The organism is Robertmurraya sp. FSL W8-0741 (genome assembly GCF_038004005.1).
In the GTDB taxonomy this organism is placed as follows: Bacteria; Bacillota; Bacilli; order Bacillales; family Cytobacillaceae; genus Robertmurraya; species Robertmurraya siralis.
Window position 1 is genome coordinate 3,163,288 of the sequence record NZ_JBBOQG010000001.1, and the last position, 12,539, is coordinate 3,175,826.

Sequence of the window (12,539 nt, forward strand, 5' to 3'; positions counted from 1 at the left end):
TTGCCTACATCCCTCGCAAAAAAAGCTCAAGATTTAAACCTTCTTGAATGATTCCTGACATTCCTCTACATTAATATATAGGGATTGACATCAATGGAGATTTGTAATCCCTTCGAGGCGATATCCTGTTGATAATGGTCAAGAATCGTTTTTAATGCATTGTTTAATTGTGGTTCACGTTTGTATTTTATCAAACATTGGTAGCGATATCTATTTTTGATCCGTGAAATAGGGGAAACAACTGGACCGAGAACATGCGCTTCATTCGATAGTTTTGATTGTACAAACTTCGCTATTTTATCGGTTACCGATGCCACCATTGCTACATTTTCATGGGAAACGGTGATAAGTGCAATATAATAATATGGTGGATATTGACGAGCTTTGCGAACCGTCATTTCCCGTTTAAAAAAACGATCAAAATTTTGTTCTGCTGCCAACTCAATGCTATAATGCTCTGGCGTATATGTTTGAATGATGACTTCACCAGGTAGCTCATGTCTTCCAGCTCTACCACTCACCTGTGTTAACAACTGGAACGTTTTTTCGGAAGAACGAAAATCAGGCAAGTGCAGCATTGTATCTGCCGAAAGAACACCAACTAAGGTAATATTGGGAAAATCAAGCCCTTTGGCGATCATTTGTGTACCAAGTAAAATGTCAGCCTTCCCCTCCTCAAATTCAGTCAACAAGCGCTCATGTGCCCCTTTGCGGCTTGTTGTATCCACATCCATTCTAATCACTTTTGCTTCTGGAAGAATTTTCCCTAATTCTTCTTCTACTTTTTGTGTACCAGTTCCAAAATAGCGAATATGTTCGCTATTACATTCTGGGCATCTGGTCGGCACAGAAGCCTCATATCCGCAATAATGACACTTCATCTGCTGACTAAAGCGATGATATGTCAAGGATATATCACAATTAGGGCAATTTGCCACATAGCCACAATCACGACACATAACAAATGATGAGTGTCCGCGTTTATTTAAAAACAACACGATCTGTTCTTTTTTTTCAAGTCGCTCCTTTAAGCCCTCGATCAATGCTCTCGAAAACATAGAACGATTTCCGTCTCGGAGCTCTTCTCTCATGTCGACAATCTGCACGGAAGGAAGCGATTGATTATTCATCCGATTAGGCAATGTCAGCAGCTCGTAAACTCCCTTTTGCGCCCGGGCAAACGTTTCTAATGTTGGAGTTGCGCTTCCTAAAATAACGGGGCATTGATAATATTGCGACCGTTTAATAGCAACATCTCTAGCATGATAACGTGGATTGTCTTCCTGTTTATAACTTGTTTCGTGTTCCTCATCAATTATAATGATGCCTAAATTTTCAAATGGCGCAAAAATAGCTGAGCGCGCTCCGACGACGACCTTTACTTCTTTTCGCTCAATTCTGCGCCATTCATCATATTTTTCCCCTGATGATAACCCACTATGAAGAACTGCTACTTCATCACCAAAGCGACCTTTAAATCTTTTGACCATTTGCGGTGTTAAGGAAATCTCAGGAACTAGCACGATCGCTTCCTTCCCTTTCTCCAAAACCCGTTGAATGGATTGGAGGTAGATTTCCGTTTTTCCACTCCCAGTGACACCATATAATAAAAAAACCTGCTGACGTTCCTCTTCAACCGTTGCTATAATGGGAGAAATCGCTTTTTCTTGTTCCTTCGTCAAAGGAAAAGGCTTCGTTTTTGCAAATACGCGATCTTCGAACGGATCCCGATACACTTCCATTTCCTTTTCTTGCAAAATCCCTTTTTTTATAAGACTTTTAACCGTTGACGTCGAAACGTTGAAATAGGATAGAATTTCCCTAAGTTGAACAGGCTCATGCTTTTCAATAAAGAAATCAATGATTTTCCTCTGTTTTTCCGCAGTTACAACCAAGCTTGCTTTCGCCTGTTCAAGCGCCACTTTATCCAATAACGGTAAAAGATATTTTATCTTTTTCTTCTTCACACGTTCCTTCACTTCATATATAACTTCTATAGATCCATTGGCTGCTTCTCTTTGCAATATACTAAAAAAAGGAGCCGCATCGTTCCACAAAATCGTATCACTCTCTTGAAAAAGTGGCTGCAGTTTCGCTGGCAAGTGATCTAACGGGGCAATCCTCCTAATCTTTTTTTCATATTTTGCTTTCAAAGCGGCTGGAAGCATCACTTGAAATGCAGATATTTTGTAAGAAAGGGTCTCCTCTGTTAACCAATCACCAAGACTGAGCAGTTCCTGGTTTAACACAGGGGCCAGATCCATTGGCTCGACAATTTCCTTTAACTTCGTAAAAGCTGATTTTTCTTGCACTTCCACAACAAACCCTTGAAGCTTCCTCGGGCCAAAAGGAACGACAACGCGCATCCCAGGTTTAATCACACTTTCCAAGGCAGCTGGAATTTTGTAGTCAAAGGGACGATCCGTCTGCTTAGCTGGAACATCGACTATTACTTTAGCAATCATCTTTCGTCGCCACCTCTAAAATTTTAGCCGCCTCTACTAAAATTCTTCTAGCAACCTCCTGCTTTGACAGGATTGGAAGTTCTAAACTTGAACCGTCCTTCTTGTAAATGGTCACGATATTCGTGTCGGTAGCAAAACCCGCTCCCGGTTCCTTCACATTATTCGCAACGATCATATCCGCGTTTTTCTTTTTTAGCTTTGCCCGGGCATATTCCTCGACCCGATTGGTTTCCGCTGCGAAGCCGATGAGAATTTGATCCTTTTTCTCGTTTCCTAACTGCTGCAGGATATCCTTTGTTCTTTCCAATTCAAGCACTTCTGCCCCGTCTTTCTTTTTAACCTTATCATCGTAAGCTATTTTCGGCCGGTAATCAGCAACCGCAGCCGTTTTAATAACAATATCTGTTGAGCTATACTCTCCCATAACAGCATTGAACATATCCTCAGCACTCTCAACAGAGATAAACCGTACACCCTTGGGCACTTGCAGAGAAACAGGTCCAGAAATTAAGACTACTTCTGCCCCAAAACGAGCAGCTTCCTCTGCAATTGCATACCCCATTTTGCCGCTAGAATGGTTTGTAATATATCGAACTGGATCAATTTTTTCACGGGTTGGACCTGCTGTAACCACTATTTTTTTGCCACTTAAAATGGATGGCTGCGTCTGAAAAAAAACAGAGATTAACTCAACAATTTTTTCTGGTTCTTCTAATCGACCTTTGCCGACATAGCCGCAAGCTAAATAGCCTTCATTGGGTTCAATAAATTGATAACCAAAGCGATGAAGCGTTTCAATATTTTGTTGAACAGCAGGATGCTCATACATATGAACATTCATTGCAGGGGCTACCCACACTGGAGAAGTTGCCGCTAAAAGCGTTGTCGAAATCATATTATCAGCAATGCCGTTGGCTATTTTTCCGATAATATTCGCCGTTGCTGGGGCGATCAAAACCAAATCGGCCCAGTCTGCTAAATCAATATGAGCGATCACTTTAGAATCCTTTTCATCAAATGTATCTATATAAACATCATTTCTTGATAACGCTTGAAAGGTCAAAGGAGTAACAAACTTCGCCGCTGATTCACTAAGAATTACCTTCACTTCTGCACCAGCTTGCGTAAGCTTGCTCGTTAACGCAGCCGCTTTATAGACTGCTATTCCTCCCGTTACGCAAAGCAAAACTTTTTTTTCATTTAACATTTTTTCTTCCTCCGTCACATATCTCTTTCTTTCATTATGCAAGAATTGTCGTTTTATTGCATCTTTTAGCAATGATATTCCTTAAAAACCTGATTAGACGGTTGTTATTTGTCTCTCGAAGCAGTTTTCCATTGAAAAATGCCAAATTTAACAACATCATCTTGAAATAAAAAACAACCTATTTCTAGGTTGTTTTAGTTATTTTTCGTTTTCCCACCTTCAGATGAGTAAAACCGTCCGGCAAAATACTAGTTAGTAGCTGCCTCTTCTTGATCGACCATTCTAAATGTCAGCTGATCAGCATGAATTTCTTCTAACGCTTTGCCAACAGATTTATGAGAAACATATTTTGTTAAATATGGCTGGGCGTCCTGTTGTAGGCGACGAGCTCGTTTTGCCGCCACTGAAACCAATGAGTACTTAGAATCGATTTTTGTTAATAATGAGTCAATTGATGGGTATAGCATATTTAATTTACCTCCAACATTCTTTTATATTTGGGCTCAACCCGTTCTCTCCGGAGATGCTCAGCAATCACAATCGCTTTAATTTTCTCTACGGCATTCTCTACTTTATCATTTTCTACTACATAATCATATAAATGCATCATTTCAATTTCTTCTTTTGCCGCATTCATCCGGTTGTTGATCACTTCCTCAGACTCAGTTCCCCTCGTAACGATGCGTTTTTTCAACTCTGAAAGGCTGGGAGGGACAAGGAAGATAAAAAGACCATCAGGGAATTTTTCCCGAACCTGTTTCGCTCCTTCCACCTCTATTTCAAGGAAAACATCCTTTCCTTTATTTAAAGTTTCTTGAACGTAATCGACTGGTGTTCCATAATAATTGCCAACAAATTCTGCGTATTCAAGCAGTTTTCCCTGCTTAATAAGGGCCTCGAATTCTTCTCTTGTTTTGAAAAAATAATCGACACCATTGACTTCACCTTGTCTAGGTGCACGAGTTGTCATGGAGATGGAATACTCAAAAGCTGTATCCTCTTGCGAAAAAATTTCCTTTCTAACGGTACCTTTCCCGACTCCAGAGGGTCCAGATAAGACAATTAATAACCCCTTTTCTTGCATGAAACGTACCTACCCTTCATCCATAATTTCATCACGGTCATTCAGTCGGGCTGCAACCGTTTCAGGTTGAACCGCTGAAAGAATCACATGGTCACTATCCATCACAATAACAGCTCGAGTCCTTCTTCCATAAGTGGCATCAATGAGCACACCTCTGTCTCTTGCATCCTGAATAATCCTTTTAATCGGAGCTGATTCTGGACTAACTATCGAAATGATTCGGTTAGCAGAAACGATATTTCCAAAACCGATGTTAATTAATTTAATTGACATGCTTCCCCTCCATAATTCAGTTATTTATTTTTACCTTGCTAGCCTATTTCTAAACAAGGACTACTCTATATTTTGAACCTGCTCTTTCATTTTTTCGAGCAAGCTTTTCATCTCGACCACTTCCCTAGCAATGCTTGAATCATTTCCTTTTGAACCGATTGTATTAACCTCACGATTCATTTCTTGGAGGAGAAAATCCAATTTACGTCCAACTGGTTCAGCTAAACTCATGATTTTAAGAAATTGACTAATATGACTTGCTAATCTAGTCAATTCTTCATTAATGTCTGCCTTATCTGCAAAAATCGCGATTTCATTCACCATTCTATCCTCATCGATGACACCATTGGTGAACTCCTCCATCCTTTTATGCAATCTTTCTCGATAAAGCTGAACAACCTGCGGTGCATATTTTTTTAATAAAGTGGTTTTTTCGCTTAAAATATTTAGTTGATTATGTATATCATCTTCGAGAACTTTTCCTTCTACTATACGCATTTGCTTCAACTGTACAGCGGCATTTTCAATTGCATCAAGAACCAATTGTTCCAGTTCCGGATTTCCCTCATGCCCTTCTTCGATCGAAATCAAATCTTCACGCAGTAAAAGATCCCGTAGAGAAAATGAATCTTCCAGCTTAAACTTACTTTGAATCGCTTTAATTGATTGCACATATTTTTCAAGAAGGGGCCAATCTATCACCACATTGGAGGAAAGGTGTCCTGTACCTTCAACAGTCACAAATACTTCAATTCTTCCTCTTGTTACATGCTCGGCAATTTTTTTCTTTATTTTGTCCTCGATCACGTGTAGCTGCCTAGGCATTCGTATATTGAACTCTAGAAAACGATGATTAACAGCTTTTATTTCTACTGTCACAGAACATGTCTCGAGTTCCGCTTTACTTCGACCAAAGCCTGTCATACTAACGATCATAGCAACACACCCAATTTTTGATATTGAAAGGCGATATTAAACAATAAAGTTGATAAAAATTTGGGACTCATTCCGCAAAATCAAGCTTCTCATGCCTTCCCGTCAAGCTTTTAAAGCAATGACTTAACTGCAAACAACATCCTTACACAAAACCGATTAAACAATGCGCTTACAGTCTTCCCGAACTTCGCAAAAACAGTCCATTGAAAAAGGTAATAGAGCGATTGCCCTATTACCTATTGGATTATAACATAGTTTACTTTCTTTTTCTTGCCAAAAATGTTCCCGCCAGTAAAAAAGTTGGTGCAGCAGCTAAACCAAAAATCATGAGCCAATCCTTAGCGAGGATCGAAACCGTATGGAAAATTGGCTGTAATGGTGGATAATAAATAACGACAAACATTAAGACAACAGAGGAGATAACCGCCCATACTAAATACATATTTCCAAATGGATTTCGAGCAAAAATCGATTTTTCACTACGGCAATCAAATACATGGATTAATTGTGCCATCACCAATGTGGCAAAAGCCACCGTTTGTGCATACGCTAAATGATCTGGGTTATGATTTAATGCAATCATAAAAGCAATCAATGTCGCAATGCCGATTAAAAACCCTCGCGAAATGACTTTCCAGCCTAGACCCCTAGCAAAAATCCCTTCTTTCGGATTTCGCGGACTTCTTTTCATCACATCCCCTTCCGGTTGATCAAGACCTAAAGCCATTGCCGGTAAACCATCCGTCACGAGATTCACCCAAAGAATCTGGATCGGGACAAGCGGCAGAGGCAGTGCCAATAACATCGCAAACAGCATTACAAGAATTTCACCAACATTTGAAGCCAATAAATAACGAATAAATTTTCGAACATTTTCATAAATATTGCGTCCTTCTTTAATAGCAGTTTTAATAGTGGCAAAATTATCATCCAGTAAAACTAAAGCAGACGCTTCCTTGGCCACATCTGTACCTGTAATTCCCATCGCCACTCCAATATCAGCAGTCTTAATCGCAGGTGCATCATTAACTCCATCACCTGTCATCGCTACTATATGACCACGATCTTGGAAAGCACGGACAATTTTCAGCTTATGCTCAGGTGAAACACGGGCAAAAACTGCCACATCATCGACTACTTCTTCTAACTCGTCGACAGACATCTTCGATAATGCATTCCCGTCTAAAACGCGCTTATTTTTGGTAAGGATTCCCAATTGAGTAGCGATTGCCTTTGCCGTGATCAAATGATCGCCTGTGATCATGACGGTTTTAATTCCGGCTTCCTTACATTCTTTAACCGCTTGTTTAACTTCAGGTCTTGGCGGGTCGATCATCCCCTGCAACCCAATAAAAATCAAATCTTTCTCCGCTTCTTTTTCATCAAGGATCAGTGTTTTGACTGGTACTTCTTTAAAACCGATCGCAATTGTCCGAAGCGCTTTTGATGCTAATTCATTAATTGCCGTTTGGACATCATTTTTTCGATCCACTGAAAAATTCTGACGCTTCCCATCCCAGAGGATCGATTCGCTAATCCCGATCATCACATCGGGGGCACCTTTTGTTACAATAAACTGACGTCCACTTTGATCTTTGACAATGATCGACATTAGCTTTCTCGTAGAATCAAATGGAAACTCCTGCACAATTTGATATTGCTGTAATAGACCTTCGCGCTTGTATCCTGCTTTCATTGCTGCTACAAGGAGAGCCCCTTCCGTTGGGTCGCCATCGACAATATAGTCATTCTTTGCTTTTTCTTTTAAAACAGCATGATTACAGAGCATACCAAACATGAGCATTTGTTGTACTGATTTTTCTCGATTGACATCGACCGGCCTCTCATGCTCCCCCCGATAGAAGCTGCCGTAAGGATTATAACCGACACCATCTACTCTCCAGGTAATTCCACCGCTCCATAGATGGGTAACGGTCATTTTGTTTTGCGTCATCGTTCCTGTTTTATCGGAACAAATGACGGAAGCACAGCCTAAAGTTTCCACTGCAGGCAGCTTTCGAACAATCGCATTTTTCTTAATCATTCTTTGAACCCCAAGTGAAAGGGCAACTGTCACAATCGCCGGAAGACCCTCAGGAATCGCTGCTACTGCTAGCGAAACTCCCGCCAAGAACATCGTATACAAATCGTTTCCTTGGATGACGCCAACAAATACGACCAAAATTGTCAACAAAATAGCGACAATAATTAATATTTTTCCAAGTTGCTGCAGTTTTCTCTGCAATGGTGTGATCATCGTCTCTGCATTTTGCAATAGATCAGCAATTTGCCCCATTGCCGTCTTCATGCCAGTGCCGACGACAACACCAATTCCTGAGCCTCTTGTCACCATTGTCCCCATAAAGGCCATATTTTCCATATCGCCCATTCCAATATTGTCTTTCTCAAGAGGTTCAGTTGTTTTCGCGACCGGAAGAGATTCTCCTGTTAAGGCAGATTCTTCAATCTCCAAACTTTTTGATTCTATTACTCTTACATCTGCACCAATTCGGTCCCCTGACGAAAATTTAACAACATCTCCCGGAACAAGTTCCTTTGATGGGATCTTCTCCCATTCACCTTCTCTCATGACCATTACACTTGGAGCAGACAGTTCTTTTAACGCTTGTAATGATTTCTCCGCCTTTCTCTCCTGGAAAAAACCTAGAAACCCGTTTAAAATGATAATCGCGATGATTGCAATCGCATCGATATATTCTCCCAATAATCCGGAAATTAGAACTGCCCCTAATAATACAAGAACCATGAAATCTTTAAATTGGCTAAAAAACAATAGTAGTGCTGACTGCTTTTCACCTTCATCCAATTCATTATACCCATGCTGCTTTACTCTCTTCTTAGCATCACTGTTTGTTAACCCGTTAGAAAAGTCGGTATTCAAGACCTTTTCAATATCTTGTCCTTTCATCCCATGGAACTTCATCCGACCATTTCACTCCTCCTTCAGCGTCGTAAAAACTTTCTAACCACTGCTTGTATTTTGTGATAGAATGCAAACTCACTCTAAAGAAAGCTTATTCAGACTCGTCCCAAAAAATGATCTAAATTTATAACAAAGTGAAATTATCGAATATTATATTTACTGAGAAAGCTAAATAGGGAAGAAACAAGGAAATAGAGAGAGCAAATCTAAAAAAAGAATGTGGATTATTGCCGCAGTCATATTATCTTTTATCCTGTGCTTTCTTGTCATAAGAAAGCTTTATGGGATGTCAATAGTAACGATTAAAAGAAAATGGATATTCAGCAAATCGACCATTTTTCACGGCGCAAAAGATACAGAACGTCACTTCCTTAAATTCGAATGATGCTTTAACCTTTGACGCAGCAAGAAACGATTCTGTTATTCTATTATCAATGATCAGTGAACCTACAAGCACATACGTGTGGACTTCTAACGTTATGATTCGTTTTTTCCGCAAAAGTAGGCTATGATAAAGGTGAGATTTTAGAAAGAAGAGGATGTTCAATATGTCATTTGACGGTCTATTTACAAGAGCGATTACAAAAGAATTTTCTTCCCTATTAAAAGGCGGAAGAATCAATAAAATACATCAACCCTTTAAAAATGAAATCGTGCTAATCATACGCGCAAACGGAAAGAATCATAAACTGCTTATTTCCGTTCATCCAAGCTATGCGAGAGCACAATTAACAAATGAAAGCTATGAAAACCCAAATGAACCTCCAATGTTTTGTATGCTTTTGAGAAAACATCTTGAAGGCTTCATTTTAGAGGATATCCATCAAGTAAGCATGGATCGAATTATTGTCTTTGACGTAAAAGGGCGAAATGAGATTGGAGATATTTCTTCAAAGCAATTAATTGTCGAGATTATGGGGCGGCATAGCAATATTATTTTAGTCGATAAGACAAGAAATATGATTCTAGATAGCATCAAGCATATTTCCTATGCGGTAAACAGCCATCGAGCAATTATGCCAGGGCAAGAATATATCGCTCCTCCTATCCAAAACAAGGAAAACCCATTGGAAGCAACCGAAGATTCTTTATTAAGAAAATTAGACTTTAATGCTGGTAAATTGGACAATCAGATTGTTAAGCATTTTGCAGGAGTTTCCCCTCTTCTTGCAAAAGAGATAGTGTTTCAGGCGGGAATTGCTAATAGAGTGACGATACCAAAAGCGTTCGTAGAAGTGTTACGAAAAATGAAGGAGCATCGCTATGAGCCAGCGATTACGATGAAGGATAAGAAAGAATCCTATTACCTCTTACCATTGGAACACCTAAATGGAGAAAGTAAGCGATATGACTCGCTCAGCGAACTTCTTGACCGCTATTATTTTGGCAAAGCGGAGCGGGACAGGGTAAAACAGCAATCCACTGATTTAGAACGGTTCATTTTAAATGAAAAAGATAAAAATGAAAAGAAAATCAAAAAGCTTCAAGCAACGATCAATGAAGCAAAGAATGCGAGCCAGTATCAGCTTTATGGTGAATTATTGACTGCCAATCTTTATGCACTTGAAAAAGGAATGAAGGAAATCGAAGTTAGTAATTATTATGATGAGAATGGTGGAATCATTACAATTCCTTTGAATCCACAAAAGACTCCTTCAGAAAATGCACAAAGATATTTCACGAGGTATCAGAAAGCAAAAACGGCGCTCGTCATGGCGAGTGAACAATTGCAGAAAGCAAAAGAAGAAGTTGCCTATTTCGAGTCACTTTTACAGCAAGTCGAGACCGCCTCAACAAAGGATATCTCTGAAATCCGGGAAGAACTGATTGAGGGTGGCTACTTACGAGATCGACAAAAGAAAGGCAACAAGAATCATAAAAATACTAAGCCTATGCTGGAAAAATACACGGCAACAGATGGAACGGAAATTCTTGTCGGCAAAAATAACAAACAGAATGACTATTTAACAAATAAAGTTGCCGGCAAGGATGAAATTTGGCTTCACACGAAGGATATCCCTGGCTCCCATGTGGTCATTCGAAGTACGAACCCTTCTGAAGAGTCAATTCTTGAAGCGGCTCAGCTCGCAGCCTATTTTAGTAAAGCACGAAGCTCCAGTTCCGTACCCGTTGACTTTACGCAAATTCGTCATGTCAAAAAACCAAGCGGAGCAAAGCCTGGATATGTCATTTATGAAAATCAACAAACCGTATACGTGACACCTGAGGAAGATACCGTTTTAAAATTAAAAAATTAAATTTAGCCAAAAAGTCAAAGGTCATGACTTTTTGGCTATGTCTTTATGGAAAGCTTGTTTTCCTCCTTTAAGCTTCCTAGTGATGCATGTTTACAATAAACATGTAAAATAATAAGCTCAAAGCTGATTGAAATGCCTTTCAAATCATTTAAAGTTTAGGCTTTGTTAAATAGAATTGTTGATAAAACATTATATAACATGATTTTACTACCATGACAAAATGCTTGGTAAGAGGAGTTAAGCTATGATACGTGCTGTTCTCGTAGATGATGAAGAATTAGCCTTAATATCTTTAAAAAACTTATTAAAAGACTTTCCTGAAGTAAAAGTGGTCAATACATTTACTGACGATAAAACACTCCAGTCTTATTTAAAAAAAGAGACTGTTGATGTTGCATTTTTAGATATCGAAATGGGAATATTAAATGGTTTGAATTTGGCTGAAATCATTTTATCGATTCAGCCAAATATTCATATCGTTTTCATAACCGCCCATTCTGAATACGCGGTTCAAGCATTTGATTTAGATTCAATTGACTACTTGTTAAAACCCGTATCACCAAACCGGCTTAAAAAAACAATTTCCAGGGTTATGGAAAGGTTGCAAATCTCTGAAAATTCGTTTAGCGAAATAGATGAAAGGAGCCCATTAGTGATAAAATGCTTCTTTGAATTTCAGGTCTTTAAAAATAATCAACCACTGAACTTTAAAACGAGTAAAGTGAAGGAGCTTTTTGCGTATTTATTTACTCATATTAATTCGTACATCCATCGAGATCTATTAATTGAAAATTTATGGCCTGAGCAGGAATTCAAGAAAGCAAAGATCAATCTTCACACCTGTGTATCTCATCTGCGCAAAATGTTAACCCAGTTAGGCTATCAAAATGGCATTTTATTCTCTGATCAATGTTATTCTCTTTGCATTGATAACTTTGACTGTGATGCTTTCTATTTTCACCAAATTGCCTCAAAATATAATAAAGTCGACAGCACAAATATTAATAACATTAAAGAAGCCATCCAACTTTATACAGGTGGTTATCTCGAAATGAACGGCTATGAATGGGCAAATGAAAAAACAGTAGAATACCATAGACTCATGACTTCTTTATTAACAAAAACGATCGATTATTTTAAAACAGCAGACACGATCGAAGCGCTCTCATACCTCCAGCTCTATTTAAAACTAAATCCATATTCAGATGAGATTGTCAATCAAACGATGGAATTGCTTATCTCAATGGGGAATCGCGCAGAAGCAATCAGGATCTATCAAAACTATCGCAAGTTATTAAACGATGAATTAGGAATAGAGCCTAATGAAACGCTTTCTCTTTTATATAAATCACTTATAAATCTTTAAAATGGA

The 12,539-nt window shown here is 39.0% G+C and carries 9 protein-coding genes; 2 read left to right on the plus strand and 7 right to left on the minus strand.

What is annotated here, in order from left to right; genetic code table 11:
- Nucleotides 1-65: 65 nt before the first annotated feature.
- From priA to NST02_RS15370, 7 genes are all read right to left on the minus strand, one after another.
- Entirely contained in the window at nt 66-2,465 is a 2,400-nt protein-coding gene (gene priA / locus NST02_RS15340; RefSeq protein WP_137742815.1) for a primosomal protein N', read from the minus strand.
- Nucleotides 2,455-3,672, minus strand: a complete 1,218-nt coding sequence (gene coaBC / locus NST02_RS15345) for a bifunctional phosphopantothenoylcysteine decarboxylase/phosphopantothenate--cysteine ligase CoaBC (protein WP_137742814.1) — start codon at nt 3,670-3,672, stop codon at nt 2,455-2,457. The genes priA and coaBC overlap by 11 nt, the downstream gene beginning before the upstream one ends.
- Nucleotides 3,673-3,920: 248 nt before the next feature.
- Nucleotides 3,921-4,139: a DNA-directed RNA polymerase subunit omega gene (rpoZ, locus tag NST02_RS15350; RefSeq protein ID WP_095307962.1), complete on the minus strand. Its 219-nt coding sequence runs from the start codon at nt 4,137-4,139 to the stop codon at nt 3,921-3,923.
- 2 nt (nt 4,140-4,141) lie between these two features.
- A complete protein-coding gene (gmk, locus tag NST02_RS15355) occupies nt 4,142-4,756 on the minus strand; it encodes a guanylate kinase (protein ID WP_095307960.1) in 615 nt (204 codons plus the stop codon).
- 9 nt (nt 4,757-4,765) lie between these two features.
- The gene (gene remA / locus NST02_RS15360; RefSeq protein ID WP_095307958.1) at nt 4,766-5,029 is read right to left on the minus strand and encodes an extracellular matrix/biofilm regulator RemA; all 264 of its coding nucleotides are present in this window, start codon (nt 5,027-5,029) and stop codon (nt 4,766-4,768) included.
- 60 nt (nt 5,030-5,089) lie between these two features.
- A complete protein-coding gene (locus NST02_RS15365) occupies nt 5,090-5,965 on the minus strand; it encodes a YicC/YloC family endoribonuclease (protein ID WP_137742813.1) in 876 nt (291 codons plus the stop codon).
- A 256-nt stretch (nt 5,966-6,221) separates the two neighbouring features.
- On the minus strand, nt 6,222-8,909 hold the full coding sequence (locus tag NST02_RS15370; RefSeq protein WP_340949243.1) for a cation-translocating P-type ATPase: 2,688 nt from the start codon (nt 8,907-8,909) through the stop codon (nt 6,222-6,224).
- Between the two features lie 548 nt (nt 8,910-9,457).
- Here NST02_RS15370 and NST02_RS15375 point away from each other — a divergent pair.
- Complete coding sequence (locus tag NST02_RS15375; protein ID WP_137742811.1) at nt 9,458-11,167, plus strand: Rqc2 family fibronectin-binding protein; 1,710 nt, start codon at nt 9,458-9,460, stop codon at nt 11,165-11,167.
- A gap of 244 nt (nt 11,168-11,411) precedes the next feature.
- The gene (locus tag NST02_RS15380) at nt 11,412-12,533 is read left to right on the plus strand and encodes a response regulator (protein ID WP_095313005.1); all 1,122 of its coding nucleotides are present in this window, start codon (nt 11,412-11,414) and stop codon (nt 12,531-12,533) included.
- The last annotated feature ends 6 nt before the right edge of the window (nt 12,534-12,539 follow it).